Annotated in this window: 13 protein-coding genes and 2 pseudogenes; 9 read left to right on the plus strand and 6 right to left on the minus strand. The window is 69.7% G+C overall.

Features of this window, described 5'->3' with window-relative positions; translation table 11 throughout:
- Window positions 1–572: pseudogene (locus tag ACOQFR_RS04900) on the plus strand (hypothetical protein); the annotation flags it as partial.
- A 77-nt stretch (window positions 573–649) separates the two neighbouring features.
- On the opposite strand, the gene cysN reads toward ACOQFR_RS04900, so the two are convergent.
- Both cysN and cysD read right to left on the minus strand, forming a co-directional pair.
- Window positions 650–2527 carry a sulfate adenylyltransferase subunit CysN gene (gene cysN / locus ACOQFR_RS04905; protein ID WP_421379170.1) on the minus strand — a complete coding sequence of 626 codons (1878 nt, stop codon included), beginning with the start codon at window positions 2525–2527 and terminating at the stop codon, window positions 650–652.
- A complete protein-coding gene (gene cysD / locus ACOQFR_RS04910; protein WP_421379172.1) occupies window positions 2527–3438 on the minus strand; it encodes a sulfate adenylyltransferase subunit CysD in 912 nt (303 codons plus the stop codon). The genes cysN and cysD overlap by 1 nt, the downstream gene beginning before the upstream one ends.
- Window positions 3439–3569: 131 nt before the next feature.
- Here cysD and ACOQFR_RS04915 point away from each other — a divergent pair, with 131 nt between their 5' ends.
- Genes ACOQFR_RS04915 through ACOQFR_RS04925 form a run of 3 tightly spaced genes read left to right on the plus strand, consistent with a single transcriptional unit; the run spans window position 3570 to window position 7779 of the window.
- Window positions 3570–5354, plus strand: a complete 1785-nt coding sequence (locus ACOQFR_RS04915) for an assimilatory sulfite reductase (NADPH) flavoprotein subunit (protein ID WP_421379174.1) — start codon at window positions 3570–3572, stop codon at window positions 5352–5354.
- On the plus strand, window positions 5354–7039 hold the full coding sequence (gene cysI / locus ACOQFR_RS04920; protein WP_421379176.1) for an assimilatory sulfite reductase (NADPH) hemoprotein subunit: 1686 nt from the start codon (window positions 5354–5356) through the stop codon (window positions 7037–7039). Before ACOQFR_RS04915 ends, cysI begins: the two co-directional genes overlap by 1 nt.
- A complete protein-coding gene (locus tag ACOQFR_RS04925; RefSeq protein ID WP_421379179.1) occupies window positions 7036–7779 on the plus strand; it encodes a phosphoadenylyl-sulfate reductase in 744 nt (247 codons plus the stop codon). Before cysI ends, ACOQFR_RS04925 begins: the two co-directional genes overlap by 4 nt.
- 12 nt (window positions 7780–7791) lie before the next feature.
- On the opposite strand, the gene ACOQFR_RS04930 is transcribed toward ACOQFR_RS04925, so the two are convergent.
- Complete coding sequence (locus ACOQFR_RS04930) at window positions 7792–8439, minus strand: hypothetical protein (RefSeq protein ID WP_421379181.1); 648 nt, start codon at window positions 8437–8439, stop codon at window positions 7792–7794.
- A 136-nt stretch (window positions 8440–8575) separates the two neighbouring features.
- On the opposite strand from ACOQFR_RS04930, the gene ACOQFR_RS04935 reads away from it, so the two are divergent.
- A complete protein-coding gene (locus tag ACOQFR_RS04935; protein WP_421379183.1) occupies window positions 8576–10234 on the plus strand; it encodes an NAD(P)/FAD-dependent oxidoreductase in 1659 nt (552 codons plus the stop codon).
- A 22-nt stretch (window positions 10235–10256) separates the two neighbouring features.
- Here ACOQFR_RS04935 and ACOQFR_RS04940 read toward each other — a convergent pair whose 3' ends face one another.
- The gene (locus tag ACOQFR_RS04940; protein ID WP_421379185.1) at window positions 10257–11120 is read right to left on the minus strand and encodes a hypothetical protein; all 864 of its coding nucleotides are present in this window, start codon (window positions 11118–11120) and stop codon (window positions 10257–10259) included.
- Between the two features lie 9 nt (window positions 11121–11129).
- The gene (locus ACOQFR_RS04945; RefSeq protein WP_421379187.1) at window positions 11130–12116 is read right to left on the minus strand and encodes a LysR family transcriptional regulator; all 987 of its coding nucleotides are present in this window, start codon (window positions 12114–12116) and stop codon (window positions 11130–11132) included.
- 240 nt (window positions 12117–12356) lie between these two features.
- Here ACOQFR_RS04945 and cysG point away from each other — a divergent pair, with 240 nt between their 5' ends.
- From cysG to ACOQFR_RS04965, 4 genes are all read left to right on the plus strand, one after another.
- Window positions 12357–13820 (plus strand): siroheme synthase CysG, encoded by a 1464-nt coding sequence (gene cysG, locus ACOQFR_RS04950; RefSeq protein ID WP_421379189.1) that lies wholly within the window; start codon window positions 12357–12359, stop codon window positions 13818–13820.
- Window positions 13821–13907: 87 nt separating this feature from the next.
- Entirely contained in the window at window positions 13908–14885 is a 978-nt protein-coding gene (gene cysK / locus ACOQFR_RS04955) for a cysteine synthase A (protein WP_421379191.1), read from the plus strand.
- A 205-nt stretch (window positions 14886–15090) separates the two neighbouring features.
- On the plus strand, window positions 15091–15837 hold the full coding sequence (locus ACOQFR_RS04960) for an electron transfer flavoprotein subunit beta/FixA family protein (RefSeq protein WP_421379193.1): 747 nt from the start codon (window positions 15091–15093) through the stop codon (window positions 15835–15837).
- 12 nt (window positions 15838–15849) lie between these two features.
- Entirely contained in the window at window positions 15850–16788 is a 939-nt protein-coding gene (locus ACOQFR_RS04965; protein ID WP_421379195.1) for an electron transfer flavoprotein subunit alpha/FixB family protein, read from the plus strand.
- A gap of 621 nt (window positions 16789–17409) precedes the next feature.
- Here ACOQFR_RS04965 and ACOQFR_RS04970 read toward each other — a convergent pair.
- A pseudogene (locus ACOQFR_RS04970) lies at window positions 17410–18081 on the minus strand (RHS repeat-associated core domain-containing protein); the annotation flags it as partial.
- Between the last annotated feature and the right edge of the window lie 280 nt (window positions 18082–18361).

Consider the following 18361-nt stretch of genomic DNA (forward strand, 5'->3'; position numbering starts at 1 on the left):
ACTACCTGGCGCCTGGCGACGATCCCGCGTCGCTGCCGGACCTGGAAGAGTTCGTGGTCAAGCCCACCGTCGGCGCGGGTTCGCGCGATGCCCAGCGCTACCTGCGCAGCGAGCGCGAGGCCGCGCTGGCCCATGCCCGCCGCCTGCTCGACCAGGGCCGGCACGTGCTGGTGCAGCCTTACCTCAAGGCGGTGGACGAGCAGGGTGAAACGGCGCTGCTGTTCTTCGACGGCGTCTTCAGCCATGCCATCCGCAAGGGGCCGCTGCTCAAGCGGGGCGAAGGTCCCACCGGCGGCCTGTTCGCACCCGAACGCATCCAGCCGCGCACGCCCAGCGCCGAAGAACATGCCGTCGCCGCGAAGGCACTGGCCGCATTGCCCTTCGACACCCTGCCCTACGCGCGCGTGGACCTGCTTCCCTCGGACACCGGCCCGCAGCTGCTGGAACTCGAACTGACCGAGCCGTCCGTCTTCCTGCCCTTCTCCGAAGGCGCCGCCGCCCGCTTCGCCGCCGCCCTCGCCCTCCGCGCTCAGCGCGCAAACGCGGAAACTCCGGGGTCAGAGTGCGTTTAGTTTTCCTGCAGACCGCCCCGCAAACGTACCGACCCGCTGGAAAACTAAACGCACTCTGACCCCGGATTTCCCGGAGTTCAGTCGGCCAGGAGGCGGGCGACGACCTGGGTGGCGAGGGCCTCGGGGGTTTCGCGCAGGGTGTCGAGCACTAGCTCGGGGTTTTCCGGCGGCTCGTAGGGCGAGTCGATGCCGGTGAAGTTGCGGATCTGGCCGGCGCGCGCCTTGGCGTACAGGCCCTTGAGGTCGCGCCGCTCGGCTTCGGCCAGCGACGTGTCCACGTGCACCTCGACGAACTCGCCCGGCGCGAACAGCTCGCGCGCCATCCGCCGCTCGGCCCGGAACGGCGAGATGAAGCTCACCAGCACGATCAAGCCGGCGTCCGCCATCAGCCGCGCCACCTCGGCCACGCGGCGGATGTTCTCCACGCGGTCCTCGTCGGTGAATCCCAGGTCACGGTTGAGCCCGTGGCGCACGTTGTCGCCGTCCAGGATGAAGGTGTGCAGCCCCCGCGAATGCAGCTGCTTGTCCACCAGGTTGGCAATGGTGGACTTGCCCGCGCCCGACAGGCCGGTGAACCACAGCACCCGCGGCCGCTGGCCCTTGATGCGCGCGCGCGCCTGCCGGTCCACGTCCAGGTGCTGCCAGTGGATGTTGGCCGCGCGCCGCAGCGCGAAGTCCAGCGTGCCGGCGGCCACGGTGGCATTGCTCTGCCGGTCGATCAGGATGAAGCCGCCCAGCCGGCGGTTGTCGGCATACGACTCGAACGCGATCGCCTGGTCGAAGCTGAGGTTGCAGTAGCCGACTTCGTTGAGATCCAGGCTCTTGGCGGCCAGCTGCGCCTGCGTGTTCACGTCCACTTTGTGCTTGATCTCGGTGACCTGCGCGGTGACCGTGCGCGCGCCGATCTTGAGCCAGTACGGCCGGCCCGGCAGCAGTGCCTGCGCATCCATCCACAACACGTGCGCCGCGAACTGGTCGGCCACCTGCGGCGGATCGTCGGCCGCCGCGATCAGGTCGCCGCGGCTCACGTCCACTTCCTCCGCCAGCGTCAGCGTCACCGCCTGCCCGGATACCGCCTGCGCCAGATCGCCGTCGGCGGTGACGATGCGCTGGACGCGCGTGCGCCGTCCTGAAGGCAGCACCACCACCTCGTCGCCGGGCGCGACCCGACCCGCCGCGATCGTGCCGGCGAAGCCGCGGAAATCCTGGTTGGGCCGGTTCACCCACTGCACCGGGAAACGCAGCGGCCGCGCCGCGTCGTCGGACTGCAGCGCGGTGTCCTCCAGCGCCTGCAGCAGCGTGGGCCCGGTGTACCAGGGCATCGCGGCCGACGGCGCCATCAGGTTGTCGCCCTTGAGCGCCGACAGCGGGATGGCCTGCACCGAGGCGATGCCCAGCGAGGCGGCCAGGGCCGAATACGCCTGCACGATCGCCTCGAACACGGCCGGATCGAAGTCCACCAGGTCCATCTTGTTCACCGCCAGCACCACGTGCCGGATGCCCAGCAGCGACACGATGTAGCTGTGCCGGCGCGTCTGCGTCAGCAGGCCCTTGCGGGCATCCACCAGCACCACCGCCAGGTCGGCCGTGGACGCGCCGGTGGCCATGTTGCGGGTGTACTGCTCGTGCCCGGGGCAGTCGGCGACGATGAACTTGCGCTTGTCGGTGCTGAAGTAGCGGTAGGCCACGTCGATGGTGATGCCCTGCTCGCGTTCGGCGGCCAGGCCGTCCACCAGCAGGGCGAAATCGATCTCGCCGTTCTGGGTGCCGTGGCGCAGGCTGTCCTTCTCCAGCGCCGCCAGCTGGTCATCGAACAGGCGCTTGGTGTCGTGCAGCAGCCGCCCGATCAGGGTGCTCTTGCCGTCGTCCACGCTGCCGCAGGTGATGAAGCGCAGCAGCGGCTTGGCCTCGTGCTGCTTGAGGTAGGCCGCGACCTCGGTATCGTGCCCGGCCATCAGAAGTAGCCCTCCTGCTTCTTCTTTTCCATCGATGCCGTCGGGTCATGGTCGATCACGCGGCCCTGGCGCTCGCTGCTGCGCGCGACCAGCATTTCGGCGATCACCTTCTCCAGCGTGTCGGCGTCGGACTCGATCGCCCCGGTGAGCGGATAGCAGCCCAGGGTGCGGAAGCGCACCCGCTTCATCATCGGCGTCTCGCCGGCGCGCAGCGGCAGCCGTTCGTCGTCCACCATGATCAGCGCGCCGTCGCGTTCCACCACCGGCCGCTCGCGCGCCAGGTACAGCGACGGCACCGGGATGTTCTCGCGGTAGATGTAGAGCCAGACGTCGAGCTCGGTCCAGTTCGAGATCGGGAACACGCGCACGCTCTCGCCCTTGCGAATGCGGGTGTTGTACACGTCCCACAGCTCGGGCCGCTGGTTCTTCGGGTCCCAGCGGTGCTGGGCGCTGCGGAAGGAGAAGATGCGCTCCTTGGCCCGCGACTTCTCCTCGTCGCGGCGCGCGCCGCCGATGGCCGCGTCGAAGCCGTGCAGGTCCAGGGCCTGCCGCAGCGCCTCGGTCTTCATCACGTCGGTGTGCACCGTGGCGCCGTGGCTGATCGGACCCACGCCCTGGGCCAGGCCCTCGGGATTGGTGTGCCTGCGCAGCTCCACCCCGGTCTCGGCCGCGCGCTGGTCGCGGAAGGCGATCATTTCCCGGAACTTCCAGCCGGTATCCACGTGCAGCAGCGGGATCGGCGGACGGGCCGGGTGGAAGGCCTTCACCAGGAGGTGCAGCAGCACCGAGCTGTCCTTGCCGACCGAGTAGAGCATCACCGGGTTGAGGAACTCGGCGGCGACCTCGCGAAGGATGTGGATGCTTTCGGCCTCGAGGCGGTCGAGGTGGGACAGGGTCTGGGCGGGGATCATGGCCAAAGGATAAGGGTTTTGGCGGCCGCCCCGGGTAATGAGCCGCGGGCATATGGCCATGCCGCCTCATCCTTTCCGGGCAATGCCGGCGCGCGCGTAGCGTGGACCCATCGTCCTGATCGAGTCCGTACATGCCCGCCGCCCCGGTTGCCCTGCCCGTGCCGCCCCTGCCCGAGGACAAGGTCGACCTGCTGGCGCGCCTGACCGAGGGGCTGGACGCCCCCGGCCTGTGGTGGCTGTCGGGCTATGCCGCCGGCCTGGCCGCCCGACCCGGCGTCCGGCCGGCGGCCGCGGAGCCCGCGGCCTCGGCCCGCCTGAGCATCGTCTACGGCAGCCAGACCGGCAACGCGAAGCGGCTGGCCGAGGCCCTGGCGCGCCAGGCCGAGGGCGCCGGCCTCGCGGTGCGCCTTCTGCGCGCCGATGCCTACCCGCTGCGCGAGCTCAAGGACGAACGCCTGCTCTACGTGGTGATCAGCACCCAGGGCGACGGCGACCCGCCGGATGACGCCCGCGGCCTGGTCGAGCACCTGCTGGGCAAACGCGCCCCGGCGCTGAAGCAGCTCCGGTTCGCGGTGCTGGGCCTGGGCGACTCCAGCTACCCGCAGTTCAACGCCACCGGCCGCCAGATCGACGCGCGCCTGGCCGAGCTGGGCGGCCAGCGCCTGTTCGAGCGCGGCGAAGCCGACCTCGACTTCGAAACCGTGACCACGCCCTGGCTGGCCCGCGCGCTGGACGCCGCGCGCGAGCAGCTCAAGGCCAGCGCCCCGCTGGCCACGGTGACGCCGCTGCGCCCGGCCGTCACGGCGCCTTCGCCGTGGACGCGCGACCAGCCCTACGCCGCGCCGCTGCTGGCCAACCAGCGCCTCACCGGCCGCCACAGCCGCAAGGACGTGCGCCACCTGGAGCTGTCGCTGGAAGGCTCGGGCCTGAGCTACGCGCCCGGTGATGCGCTGGGCGTGTGGCCGCACAATCCGCCCGCGCTGGTGGATGCCGTGCTGGCCGAACTGTCGCTGGATGCGGACACCGACGTGGACGGCGCGCCGCTGCGCGAGTGGCTCGGTTCGCGCCGCGAACTAACCCGACTGGCCCGCCCCTTCCTGCAGCGCCACGCCGAACGCAGCGCCAGCCCCGCGCTGTCTCGCCTGCTCGAGCCTGGCCAGGCCGACGCACTGGCCAAACTGCTGGCCACGCACCAGCTGGTGGACCTGCTGCAGGCCCATCCGGCCGCCTGGACCGCCGAGGACCTGGTGGCTTCGCTGCGCCCGCTGGCGCCGCGCCTGTACTCGATCGCCTCGGCCCAGTCCGCGGTCGGTCCCGAAGCCCACCTCACCGTGGACCACCTGGCCTGGGACGCGCCGGGTGGCCGCCGCTGGGGCGCGGCCTCGCATTTCCTGGCCGGCCGCGAAGACGGCGACACGCTGCCCGTCTACATCGAAAGCAACGACCGTTTCCGGCTGCCGCGCGATCCCACCCGCGACATCGTGATGATCGGCCCGGGCACCGGCGTCGCGCCGTTCCGCGGCTTCCTGCAGGAGCGCGTGGCCACCGGCGCGTCCGGACGCAATTGGCTGCTCTTCGGCAACCCGCACGCGCGCCACGATTTCCTCTACCAGGTGGAGTGGCAGCAGGCGCTGCGCACCGGCCAGCTGCACCGCCTGGACCTGGCCTTCTCGCGCGACCAGGCGCACAAGGTGTACGTGCAGCACCGCCTGCAGGAACACGGCCGCGCGCTCTACGACTGGCTGGAGAACGGCGCGCACCTGTACGTCTGCGGCGACGCCAGCCGCATGGCTCGCGACGTCGAGGCGGCGCTGCTGGACCTGATCGCGACCCACGGCGGCCACGACGCCGACGCCGCGCGCGACTACCTGGCCACGCTGCAGCAGCAGGGCCGCTACGCCCGGGACGTGTACTGATGTCGGCGCATTCGGTCGAGGAGATCAAGCAGGGCAGCGACCGCCTGCGCGGCACACTGCGCCAGAGCCTGGCCGATCCGGTCACCGGCGCGCTGGCCGAGACCGACCAGGTGCTGATCAAGTACCACGGCAGCTACCAGCAGGACGACCGCGACCTGCGCGAGGAACGCCGCCAGTCCCGGCTCGAGCCCGACTACAGCTTCATGATCCGCACCCGCACGCCCGGCGGCGTCATCACGCCGGCGCAGTGGCTGGGCCTGGACGCCATCGCCACCACCTATGCCGAACGCGGGCTGCGCATCACCACGCGCCAGGCCTTCCAGTTCCATGGCGTCATCAAGGGCCGGCTCAAGGCCACGATGCAGGCCATCAACGCCCAGATGATCGACACCCTGGCCGCCTGCGGCGACGTCAACCGCAACGTGGCCGTGGCCGCCAACCCCCTGCAGTCGCGCGCACATGCCGCGGTGTACGCGCAGGCCGCGGCGCTGTCGGAACACCTGCTGCCCAACACCCGCGCCTACTACGAGATCTGGCTGGACGAGGAACGCGTGGCCGGCAGCGGGAGCGAGGACGAGCCGGTCTACGGCCAGGCCTACCTGCCGCGCAAGTTCAAGATCGGCTTCGCCATCCCGCCCGTCAACGACGTGGACGTGTTCGCCCAGGACCTGGGCTTCATCGCCATCCTCGAGGACGGCGAACTGGCGGGCTACAACGTAAGCATCGGCGGCGGCATGGGCGCCACCCACGGCGACCCGGAAACCTACCCGCGCCTGGCCGACGTGATCGGCTTCGTCACGCCCGACCAGGTCATCGCGGTCGCCACCGCCGTGGTCACCACGCAGCGCGACTACGGCAACCGCGCCGTACGCAAGCGCGCGCGGCTCAAGTACACGCTCGACGACCGCGGCGTACATTGGTTCACGCAGGAAGTCGAACGCCGCGCCGGGGTCTCGCTCTCCCCCGCGCGGCACTTCGATTTCGAGCACAGCGGCGACCGCTTCGGCTGGGTCGAAGGCCACGACGGCCACTGGCACCTCACGCTGCGCCTGCTCTCGGGCCGCATCCAGGACGGTCCCGACGGCGCCCACCTCACCGGCCTGCGCGAGATCGCCCGCGTGCACACCGGCGATTTCCGCATGACGCCGAACCAGAACCTGGTGATTGCCCGCGTGCCCGCGGAGCGGCGCGCGTTGATCGACGCGCTGGTCGAGGCGCATGGCCTGGCCGGCTTCCGCACCGCCAGCCCGCTGCGCCTGAAGTCCATCGCCTGCGTGGCCTTGCCCACCTGCGGCCTGGCCATGGCCGAGGCCGAGCGCTACCTGCCCACCCTCACCGACAAGATCGAAGCGCTGCTGTCCGCGCATGGCCTGCTGGACGCGCCGATCCTGCTGCGCATCAGCGGCTGCCCCAACGGGTGCTCGCGGCCCTACCTGGGCGAGATCGCGCTGGTGGGCAAGGCGCCGGGCCGCTACAACCTGATGCTGGGCGCCGACCACCGCGGCCAGCGCCTCAACGCGCTGTACCGCGAAAACATCGACGAGCCGCAGATCCTCGCGGCCCTGGATCCGCTGCTGGCCGACTACGCCGCGCAGCGCCGCCCCGCCGAAGGATTCGGCGATTTCCTGGTGCGCACCGGCGTGGTCACGCCGCGCATCGGCATTCCCCTGGAGCTGGCGTCATGAGCATCGTCCCCGACCCCACCGCCGCCGCGGAATCGCGGCAGGCGCTGGCCGAACTCAACACCTGGCTGGCCGGCCTGGCCGCGCCGCAGCGCATCGCCTGGGCGCTGGAGTCGCTGTCGGGCGAACACGCGCTCTCGTCCAGCTTCGGCGCGCAGTCGGCGGTGGCGCTGCACATGGCCACGCGCGTCCGCGCCGACCTGCCGGTGATCCTGGTCGACACCGGCTATCTCTTCCCCGAAACCTACCGCTTCGTGGACCAGCTGACCGAGCGGCTGCAGCTGAACCTGAAGGTGTACCGCCCGCAGGTGGGCATCGCCTGGATGGAAGCCCGCCACGGCCGCCTCTGGGAAGACGGCGTCGAAGGCATCGACCGCTACAACCGCCTGCGCAAGGTCGAGCCCATGAACCGCGCACTGTCGGAGCTGGGCGTGCGCACCTGGATCGCCGGCCTGCGCCGCAGCCAGTCCAGCAGCCGCGCGGACATCGATTTCCTCACGCTCAAGGACGGCCGCTGGAAGCTGCACCCGCTGGCCGACTGGTCGGACCGCGACCTGGGCCAGTACCTGGCCCGGCACGACCTGCCCTACCACCCGCTCTGGGACCAGGGCTATGTCTCGATCGGCGACGTGCACACCACCCGGCCCTGGCAGCCGGGCATGCGCGAGGAGGACACGCGCTTCTTCGGCCTCAAGCGCGAATGCGGCCTGCATTTCGACGAGGCCTTGCCGCGCTCGGCCTGAGCGCTGCCCCGATCAGAGCGCGCCTTCGTCGCCGCGGAACTCGGTGCCCTGCACCGAACCATCGGCATTGGCCAGGCAGAACCACGGGCCGTTGGCACCCGGCACCTGGATGTAGACGCTGATGCCGGACTCGGCCGACTTGACCTCGGTGACCTTCAGGCCGGCGCGGTCGGTGTTGGTGACCTTCGCGATCGCGTCCAGGCAGCCGGATTCGGCCTGCGGATAAGTCTGGCCATCGGCGGCCGGGGTTGGGCCGGCGGCGTCGGTGCTGGCGGCGGCATCGCCACCTGCGGTGGACGCGGCGCCCTGCACGTTGCCGGCCTCGTCGGACAGGCAGGACCACGGCGCTTCGCTGCCCGGCACCTGGAGGGTGACGCCGACGCCGGCTTCGGCCCACAGCACTTCGGTGACGGTGAGCTCACCGCGATCCACCTGGGCCTTCGCCGCCACGGCGTCCAGGCAGGCCGACTGCGCGGCGGGGTACTGGTCGCCCGAGGGCGTGGACATGGGTGCGTCGGCGGCGGGCGCGTCGGCGGCGGGGGCAGATTCAGCGACCGGCGCGACATCGGCCGGGGGAGTGGCTTCCGGCTCGCCGGCAGGCTGGCAGGCAGACAGCGCGAGCACGACGGCAGCAGTCAGGGTCAGCAGGACAGGACGCATGGCGGGCTCCTCAGGGATGGGCAGGTCGGCACACGGGCGCATCATCGCGCAAGTCCCGGTGCCACGCGATCACCCGCGCGCGCATCCGGACCGGCCTCCGTGGGAACATGTCGGCCGGTCCGACCCTGCCCGTCCCATGCTTCGACTCACCGACATCACCCTGCCGCTGGAGCACCCCGAATCGGCCCTGGCCGAAGCCACCCTGGCCCGGCTGAAGCTGCCGGCCTCGGACCTGCGCGCCCTCACCGTGGCCAAGCGCAGCTACGACGCCCGCAAGCGCGGCCACATCGTGCTGACCTATTCGGTGGACGTGGACGTGGCCAACGAAGCGGCCGTGCTCAAGCGCGCGGCGGCGCAGGCGCACCGCATCAAGGTGACGCCCACGCCCGACACCACCTACCGCTACATCGCCGCGCCGGTGCCCGGGCAGGCGCTGCGGCCGGTCGTGGTAGGCATGGGGCCCTGCGGCCTGTTCGCCGGCCTGGTGCTGGCGCAGATGGGCCTGCGGCCGATCATCCTCGAGCGCGGCAAGCAGGTGCGCGAACGCACCGTGGACACCTTCGGCCTGTGGCGCAAGAAGGTGCTCAATCCCGAGTCCAACGTGCAGTTCGGCGAGGGCGGCGCCGGCACCTTCTCCGACGGCAAGCTCTACAGCCAGATCAGCGACCGGCGCCACCTGGGCCGCAAGGTGCTCACCGAGTTCGTGGCCGCGGGCGCGCCGGAGGAAATCCTGTACGTGTCCAAGCCGCACATCGGCACCTTCCGCCTGGTGTCGATGGTGGAGCACATGCGCGCCACCATCGAATCCCTGGGGGGCGTGATCCGCTTCTCGCACCGCGTGGACGACCTGGCGGTGGAAACCGGCGCCGACGGCGTGCGCCAGGTGCGCGGCGTGGTGCTGGCCGATGGCTCCACCCTGCGCGCCGACCACGTGGTGATGGCCCTGGGCCACAGCGCGCGCGACACCTTCGCGATGCTGCACGGCCGCGGCGTGTACCTGGAAGCCAAACCTTTCTCGATCGGTTTCCGCATCGAACATCCGCAGTCCATCATCGATGCGGCGCGCTTCGGTCCGCAGGCAGGGCATCCGATCCTGGGCGCGGCCGACTACAAGCTGGTGCACCACTGCCGCAACGGCCGCTCGGTCTACAGCTTCTGCATGTGCCCGGGCGGCACCGTGGTCGCCGCCGCCAGCGAGCCCGGCCGCGTGGTCACCAACGGCATGAGCCAGTACTCGCGCAACGAGCGCAACGCCAATGCCGCGATCGTGGTGGGCATCACGCCGGAGGACTTCGCCGAACACGATGCCTCGGGCAGTCCGCTGGCGGGCATCGCCCTGCAGCGTTACTGGGAGGAAGTGGCCTTCCGGCTGGGCGGCGAAACCTACGATGCGCCAGGCCAGAAGGTTGGCGATTTCCTGGCCGGACGGGCCTCGTCGGAGCTGGGCGCGGTAACGCCCTCGTACACGCCGGGCGTGCGCCTGGGTGACCTGTCGCAGGCCCTGCCGGGTTATGCCGTGGACGCGATCCGCGAAGCGCTGCCCGCGTTCGGAAAGCAGATCAAGGGCTTCGACATGGCCGATGCCCTGCTCACCGGCGTCGAGACGCGCACCTCGTCACCGCTTCGGATCACGCGCGGCGACGACGGCCAGAGCCTCAACACCCGCGGCCTGTTCCCGGCGGGCGAAGGCGCGGGCTATGCCGGCGGCATCCTGTCGGCGGGCGTGGACGGCATCCGCGCGGCCGAGTGGGTGGCCGAGGCGATGATCGCGGCGGGCAGCGCGCGCGCGATCTGATCCCCTTGCGTGCGGGCCGGCTTCAGCGGCCTTCTGCGCGCAGCCGGACCTGCTGTTCCTGGTCCACCGGCAGCCGGTGCACCGCGCGCAGGTCGGGCACCAGGAACTCCAGCTTCCCCGCCGCCAGGTCCGCGCGTGCGACGTACTGCCGCAGGCCGACGTACAGCCGGCCATCGGCGCCGAACGCGGCCGACGTCGGATACAGCATGTCCCACGGGGTCTCGGGCAGCACGGTTTCGATACGACCGTCGCGCAGGGTGACGACCGAACTGGACAACACCAGGTGCACGGCCCCGCCCTGCGGGGCCACGGCGTACGGAGCCGCCGGCAGCTCGGCCACCGTGCTCGCCTGCCACTGCCCCTTCACGCGATCCAATGCGATCACCGAGCCCCTGGACAGGCCCAGGTGCGCAAGGCCTTCCACCGCATGCAGGCGCTTGCCGACCAGGAAAAAGTCCACCACCTGGTGCGGGGAGATGCGGTAGTTGCGCTCTCCGTCGGGCGAGAACCAGTACAGCGCCCCGCCGAACTCGCCGCGGTTGAATACCACCAGCCAGCCGTCGGACACCTTGCGGGCCTGCTGCGCGCCGTGGAAAGCCTCGGCCTTGGGCACGAAGGGCAGCTGCACCGCCGTCTCGGCCTCGCGCAGCGAGGCTTCGTAAGGCTTGGCGAGAATGCTTCCGCCCTCACGCGTCACCTCCCAGTCGAGCGGCGAGCCGTTGGCGGCCAAGAGCCAGACGCGGCGATCGGCCACGGCTGCGGTCGAAGGCACCTGCGCGGTGACCCATTGCGCCACGTCATCCGGATAGGGCTTGGGGTCCTGCGCCATCGCCGCCAGCGGCAGCACGCACAGCAGCATCGCGAGCATCGTCCTGAATCGGGACATGGCGGATCCTCAGTTGGTGATGGCCTGGCTCAGTTCCACCCAGCTCGGCGGGGCGGGCCACAGCGGCGTATCGTGCCCGGCCACGGCACGCTTGAGGTCGCTGCGGTCCAGCTGCGGCGCCAGCGCCAGCAGCAGCTCCAGCGCGTAGTCGCGCAGCACGCGCTCGCGCGGCAGCACGGCCCAGCTGGTGCATTCGGGCACCGCCGCGGGCGCGGGCAGCGCGCGCAGGTCGCCGTCCTCGCGCGCGCTGACCGCCATTTCGGCCAGCAGGCCGACGCCCAGGCCCGCGCGCACGTAGGTCTTGATCAGGTCGGCGTCGCGCGCGGTCATCGCGATCTGCGGCTCCAGGCCGGCCTCGGCGAAGGCGCGGCGCAGGGACGACTCGGGTTTGTTGGTGGACTCGTAGCTGACCAAGGGCAGCGGCGCCAGTTCGGCCAGCGTGGGCGCGCGGCCCAGCGAAGCCAGCGCATGCCCGTCGCGCACCAGCACCACGCGGCGCCAGCGATACAGCGGCACGGCCAGGCCGCCGGTCGGGATTTCGCCGGCCGTGCTTACCACCGCGAAGTCGGCCTGCCCGGTGGCCAGCTGCGCCAGCACTTCGCCCTCGGCGGCGGGCTGCAGGTGGATGCTGACGTCCGGGAAGCGGCGCGCCAGGTCGGCGATGGCCGGGGGCAGCACGAACCGGGCCTGGGTGTGGGTGGTGACCAGGGTGAGCCGGCCCTGCTTCTCGCCGCGCTCGTTGGCGGCGTAGGCGCGGATGTTGCCGGCTTCGGCCAGCACGCGGCGCGCGTGCGCCAGCACGTCCTTGCCGGCGGGCGTGATCGACTCCAGGCTGCGGCCCTTGCGCTGGAAAAGCAGGAAGCCCAGCTCGTCCTCCAGCTGCTTGAGCTGCTTGGACAGGCCGGGCTGGGTGGCGTGCACCTTCTCGGCGGCCAGGGTGATGTTGAGGCCGGAGTCGGCGATGGCGATCAGGTAACGCAGCTGGGTCAGGGTCATGGCGGTTCCGGGAAGAGTGCAGGCGCGACGCGGGTCTAGATCACCAGCGGGCGACAACACATCGGGGAACGGCGCGTAACCATGTCGGGGAATCCTGGGGCGGCGCGCGGCGCCGGGGTCGTACCTGCAAACTAACCCGGCCTCCCGACCGCGTCCATACGGTTCAAATAACCGGAAGGCATATGTTCGGCGCGGGTCGTCATTTCCCCGGCCGAGGGCCGGGGGCCTAGCGTCAGCCCCATGTCCGACGCGCCTGCCCCGCTGTTTCCCCTGTTCGCCGACCTGCGAGGGCGGCGGGTGCTGGTGGTCGGCGGCGGTGCGGTGGCGCGGCGCAAGCTGGAACCGCTGCTGGCCGCGGGGGCGCGCGTGCGGCTCGGCGCCCCCTGGCTGGATCCCTCGGTGGCTGCGCTGGTGCAGGCCGGACGCATCGAACACCTGGCCGGCGAGTTCTCGCCGGACTGGCTCGACGGCGCCTGGCTGGTGGTCGCGGCCACCGACGACGCCGCCGTGAACCAGGCGGTGGCTACGGCCGCCGAAGCCCGGCAGGTGTGGGCCAACGTGGTGGACGACCTGGCGCTGTCGAGCTACCAGTCGCCGGCGCGGATCGAACGCGGGCCGCTGCAGATCGCCATCTCCAGCGGCGGCGGCGCGCCCATGCTGGCCCGACACCTGCGCGAGAAGCTGGAGACCGAGCTTGACGATTCGATCGGGGCGCTCGCCGCCCTGCTGCTGCGCGAACGTGCGCGCATCCGGGTGCGGCATCCGCGCCTGACCGAGCGCCGGCGCTTCTTCGATGCGCTGCTGGCCGGACCGGTGGCCGAACGCTTCCGCGCCGGCGATGCGGCGGGCGCGCAGGCCGCGTTCGAGGCGGCGCTGGCCGAAGTACCGCCCTCGCGCGACCGGGGCTCGGTGGCGCTGGTCGGCGCCGGTCCCGGCGACCCAGGCCTGCTGACGCTGCGCGCGCTGCGCCTGCTCAACCAGGCCGACGTGATCCTGCACGACCGCCTGGTCTCGCCCGGCGTGCTGGCACTGGCGCGGCGCGATGCCGACTTCATCGAGGTGGGCAAGCAGGCGGCGAACCACCATGTCAGCCAGGACGGCATCCACGCGCTGATGCTGGAGCATGCGCGGGCCGGGCGGCGCGTGGTGCGGCTCAAGGGCGGCGACCCGTTCGTGTTCGGCCGCGGCGGCGAGGAACTCGAGTTCCTGCACGCCCACGGCATCGCGTTCGAAGTGGTCCCGGGCGTCACCGCGGCGCTGGCCTGCGCGGCCTACGCCGGCGTGCCCCTGACCCACCGCGACCACGCGCAGTCCGTGCGCTTCGTCACTGCGCACGCCAGGGATTCGCTGGACACGCTCGACTGGCGCGCGCTGGCGCAGGAAAAACAGACGCTGGCCGTTTACATGGGCGTCGCCGGCCTGGAAGCCTTCCGCGACCGCTTGCTGGCGCACGGCCGCGCCCCCGCCACCCCGTTCGCCCTGATCGAAAACGGCTCGTGCCCCGAGCAACGCGTGCTCACGGGCCGCCTGGCCGACCTGCCCGACCTCGCGCGCCACTTCGAAGTGCAGTCCCCCGCCCTCCTCATCCTCGGCGAAGTCGCCGCCCTGGCCACCACGCTGCACTGGTTCGGCACCCCGCCCCTCACCACCCCGCCCACCGAAATCCGCGAAATCCGGGGTCAGAGTGCATTCATGGTCGCCTGACTGCCTGGAGTCCGAAGGCCGCCTCACGACCATGAATGCACTCTGACCCCGGATTTACGGATTTGCCTGTTCGTTAGGAGAATTCCCATGGCTTTGTACGACAGCATCCTCGACACCATCGGCGGCACGCCGATCGTGAAGCTGCATCGCGTGGCGCCGCCGCACGTGGCGCTTTACGCCAAGGTCGAGTCCTTCAACCCCGGCGGCTCGGTGAAGGACCGGCTGGCGCTGGCGATCATCCTCGACGCCGAGCAGCGCGGCGTGCTCAAGCCCGGCCAGACGGTGGTGGAAGCCACTTCGGGCAACACCGGCATCGCCCTGGCGATGGTGTGCGCGGCGCGCGGTTATCCCTTCGTGGCAGTGATGACCGAAACCTTCTCGATCGAGCGGCGCAAGCTGATGCGCGCCTATGGCGCCAAGGTGATCCTGACGCCTGCGGCCGAACGCGGCAGCGGCATGGTGCGCAAGGCGGCTGAACTCGCGGCGCGCCACGGCTGGTTCCTGGCCCAGCAGTTCGACAATCCAGCCAACCCGGCCTACCACCGCAGCACCACCGGCCCCGAAATCCTGCGCGATTTCGCCGGCCGCCGGCTCGACTTCTTCGTCACCGGCTGGGGCACCGGCGGCACCCTCACCGGCGCCGGCCAGGTGCTGAAGCTTGCGCGGCCGGGCCTGCAGGTCATCACCAGCGAGCCCGCCGGCGCGCAGCTGCTCAACGGCAAGGACTGGGCCCCGCACAAGATCCAGGGCTGGACCCCGGACTTCGTGCCGGGCGTGCTCGACCGCGCCATCGCCGACCGGATCGTGCCGATCGACGACCTCACCGCCCGCGACACCGCCCGCCGGCTTGCGGCGGAAGAGGGCGTGTTCGTCGGGCTCAGCGCTGGCGCCACGGTCGCCGCCGCGCTGGCGGTGGCCGAATCCGCCCCAGAGGGCTCGGTGATCCTGGCCATGCTGCCCGACACCGGCGAGCGCTACCTGAGCACGATCCTGTTCGAGGGCGTCAACGAGGGCTCGGACGAAGACTGGCTGCAGGCGCTGGAAACGCAGACCGCCGCCGCCTGACACGCCGCGGCCGCGACCCTCCCCGTACGCCGCGCGCCGCCTCCGTACGGCCCTAAGTGCCTGATGCAGCACGGCCTGTCCGCGCCCGCGCGGCCGATTTGACTGCACCGCGACGCCCTGACCGGGTAGAATCCACGTTCCCTTTGACGTCCGCCGCGCGGCCCCCACGCCGTGCCGCGGCCTGCCCCACAGGAACCTCGCGACGATGAAGATTCTGGTCGGTTACAAGCGGGTGGTGGACTACAACGTCCGCATCCAGGTCAAGCCCGATGGCTCCGGCGTGGTCACCGACGGCGTCAAGCTGTCGCCCAACCCCTTCGACGACATCGCGCTGGAAGAAGCCCTGCGCCTGCGCGACAAGGGCATCGCCACCGAAGTGATCGTCGCCACCCTCGGCCCGGCCGACTGCCAGGCCCACCTGCGCAACGGCCTGGCCATGGGCGCCAACCGCGCCATCCACGTGGTCACCGACCAGGCCATCCAGCCGCTCACCGCGGCCCGCGCGATGCTCAAGCTGATCGAGAAGGAACAGCCTGAACTCGTGCTGCTCGGCAAGCAGGCCATCGACGACGACGCCAACCAGACCGGCCAGATGCTGGCCACGCTGTGGGGCCGCCCGCAGGCCACCTTCGCCGGCAAGCTGGACGTCGCCGACGGCAAGGCCACCGTGATCCGCGAAGTGGACGCCGGCCTCGAGACCCTGGAAGTCGACCTGCCCGCCGTGGTCACCACCGACCTGCGCCTGAACGAGCCGCGCTTCATCAAGCTGCCCGACATCATGAAGGCCAAGTCCAAGCCGATGGAAACCCTGCAGCTGGCCGATCTCGGCGTCGAGTCGGGCGACCATCTCAAGACCACGTCCTACGCGCCGCCCGCCAAGCGCAGCAAGGGCGTGATGGTGAAGGACGTCGCCGAGCTGGTCTCGGCGCTCAAGGCCAAGGGCCTGGTGTAAGGAGACGATGACATGAGCAAGATCCTGATCGTGGCCGAACACCTCGGCGGCAAGCTGAACTCCTCCACCGCGCGCTGCGTCAGCTGCGCGCAGGCCATCGACGGCGCCGAGATCCACGTGGCCGTGCTGTCCGACGCGCCCGACGCCGTCGCCGCCGAAGCCGCGCAGATCGCCGGCGTCGCCAAGGTCATCACCGTCGCCAACTCCGCCAACGCGCATCCGATCGCCCAGGTGCTGGCGCCGCAGGTCGCGAAGCTCGCGGCCGGCTATTCGCACGTGTTCGGCCCGTCCACCACTTTCGGCAAGGACCTGCTGCCCTGCGTGGCCGCCCTGCTGGGCGTGGCGCAGGTGTCCGACATCATGTCGGTGGAATCGAGCCACGTGTTCAAGCGCCCGATCTACGCCGGCAACGCCATCATCACGGTGGAAGCGCCGTCGGCGACGGCGATCGTCGGCACCGTGCGCACGGCCTCGTGGCCGGCCGCGGCCAACGGCGGCAGCGCCGCGGTCGAAGCCGCCAGCGTCGAGGCCACCCTGCCCTCGCACACCCGCTTCGTGGGCCTGCAGCAGGGCAAGAGCGACCGCCCCGACCTGCAGAGCGCCGGCAAGGTGGTCAGCGGCGGCCGCGCGCTCGGCTCGGCCGACGCGTTCAAGATCATCTACTCGCTGGCCGACAAGATGGGCGCCGCCGTCGGTGCCTCGCGCGCCGCGGTCGACGCCGGCTACGTGCCCAACGAACTACAGGTCGGCCAGACCGGCAAGATCATCTCGCCCGAGCTCTACGTCGCCATCGGCATCAGCGGCGCGATCCAGCACCTCACCGGCATCAAGGACGCCGGCACCATCGTCGCCATCAACAAGGACGCCGAGGCGCCGATCTTCGAGATCGCGGATTACGGGCTGGTAGGCGATCTGTTCGCGATCGTGCCTGAGCTTGAAAAGTCGCTCTGATATCTGCGCCAATTGGTCCAACAGAAAGCCGCCCGAGAGGGCGGCTTTTTCACAAGACTCACCATCGGCTCACCCTCTGAGCACGGTCGGCGGTTCAGACTGCCTGGGGTCTCAGAGTCCAGAAAAGCCTGGCCGAGTCACTTCAGGTCCTCGCGCCCTAACTTGTCAAAGTATGCGGAACCTTCGCGATCCACAACGAGCGTGAGGGCTGTTGAAAATGCGAGAGTTCCGTCCACCTTCAAATAGCCAAAAACCATGGAATAAGATCCGGCCTCAAGGCAATGAAGTCGGGAAATAGTGCGCGCTCCCGTCGTGAGGAGCCTCAGTTTCCGCTTAGGTGGAAGCACTCTCGTGGGCTCCGACTCCACAAACGAACCACTGTAGTTGCAAGCAGGCCTCAACTCACCCCTACTAGATACAATCACGGGCACCACATTGCCGCCAACGGGGCTGGACAGCACGAACTTGTCAGCCACTTTCGCAGGCTCGCGCCCATCGTTTGCTAGCAGCACCGTAACGGTTTCGGTTGTGTAATTGAGGCGCACAGAAATTGAATCGTCTGGCGAGGCATTCGCATTGAATGTCGCCAACTGAATAGCGACAAACAAGCCTGCCGTCCTTCTACTCACCTTCATAGGGACCTCCAAAACGCTCGTCCAGGGCCTGTTGTGCACTTGGCGAAAGCACCCTATAGAACTTGTTATACTCAGTACGAATTTCCCGCACTTCACTGGGTGAGAGCTCAAACTTGCGCGCAGTTTCCAGTTGCAGCCTATGCGCCTCGGCCTCGTCCATATACCCACCCGCCCCTACGGCAGGTGCTCTGCCCTTCAGCGCCTGCGAAACATGCTCTCCCTCGTGTACGATCACCGACGCAATGTATCCTTTGGATCCATGAAAAGCTTTGGGTCCCAGCAGAATCGTGTCTTTTCCAATGTGACTGCCGGCTGATGTCAGATTTGGATCGTATTCAACCGATGCTCCGTTAGTCTCAGGCCCGTACTTCTTCTGCGCCTCAGCCGCTTTTCGCCTGCGCTCCGCATGCCTGTTCTTGCCAATCGCAGGTCGGGTCTTCGGACCACCAAGGCAAACAATTTCGCAGAGATTCGGGTATCCACGGGTAAATGGATCGTCGATTCGTTCAGGCTGAGCAGGCCTGACAATTCGGCCGTCTGGATCCGTGAATTTATAAGGATTGTTGTTCGCGTACCAATACCGATTGAAATTCCCGCCATTGACCGAGCTGGCTGTCACCGGATCCACGCTCAGGAACCGCCCGATCTCAGGATCGTAATAGCGCTGAACACTCTGACCCGCCGCGGGTTCCGCCTGGTGCTCCGATCAACCCTTGATGCGGTGCGGCCTGCGGTCGCCAACTCGCCTAGATGCACCTCTTGGCATTCGGCCGAATGCCTTGACGCGATTTTCGGTCGCATTGCAAGCAGGTCATTCGGCGCCGGCCTCGAATAGGCGAGCAGCGCCCCGACTCGCTGCGCGGCTCAATACGAAAAGGTATCCGATTCATACCTATTACGTAGACCACGTAACTAAACGTTGTCTGGCGGCAGCCTCG

Origin of the sequence: Arenimonas sp. MALMAid1274 (assembly GCF_049195245.1) — a bacterium.
Taxonomy (GTDB): domain Bacteria; phylum Pseudomonadota; class Gammaproteobacteria; order Xanthomonadales; family Xanthomonadaceae; genus Arenimonas.

Coding starts and splice junctions, on each gene's coding strand:
- cysN (WP_421379170.1), bottom strand. CDS start 2,527: ATGGCCGGGCACGATACCGAGGTCGCGGCCTACCTCAAGCAGCACGAG.
- cysD (WP_421379172.1), bottom strand. CDS start 3,438: ATGATCCCCGCCCAGACCCTGTCCCACCTCGACCGCCTCGAGGCCGAA.
- ACOQFR_RS04915 (WP_421379174.1), top strand. CDS start 3,570: ATGCCCGCCGCCCCGGTTGCCCTGCCCGTGCCGCCCCTGCCCGAGGAC.
- cysI (WP_421379176.1), top strand. CDS start 5,354: ATGTCGGCGCATTCGGTCGAGGAGATCAAGCAGGGCAGCGACCGCCTG.
- ACOQFR_RS04925 (WP_421379179.1), top strand. CDS start 7,036: ATGAGCATCGTCCCCGACCCCACCGCCGCCGCGGAATCGCGGCAGGCG.
- ACOQFR_RS04930 (WP_421379181.1), bottom strand. CDS start 8,439: ATGCGTCCTGTCCTGCTGACCCTGACTGCTGCCGTCGTGCTCGCGCTG.
- ACOQFR_RS04935 (WP_421379183.1), top strand. CDS start 8,576: ATGCTTCGACTCACCGACATCACCCTGCCGCTGGAGCACCCCGAATCG.
- ACOQFR_RS04940 (WP_421379185.1), bottom strand. CDS start 11,120: ATGTCCCGATTCAGGACGATGCTCGCGATGCTGCTGTGCGTGCTGCCG.
- ACOQFR_RS04945 (WP_421379187.1), bottom strand. CDS start 12,116: ATGACCCTGACCCAGCTGCGTTACCTGATCGCCATCGCCGACTCCGGC.
- cysG (WP_421379189.1), top strand. CDS start 12,357: ATGTCCGACGCGCCTGCCCCGCTGTTTCCCCTGTTCGCCGACCTGCGA.
- cysK (WP_421379191.1), top strand. CDS start 13,908: ATGGCTTTGTACGACAGCATCCTCGACACCATCGGCGGCACGCCGATC.
- ACOQFR_RS04960 (WP_421379193.1), top strand. CDS start 15,091: ATGAAGATTCTGGTCGGTTACAAGCGGGTGGTGGACTACAACGTCCGC.
- ACOQFR_RS04965 (WP_421379195.1), top strand. CDS start 15,850: ATGAGCAAGATCCTGATCGTGGCCGAACACCTCGGCGGCAAGCTGAAC.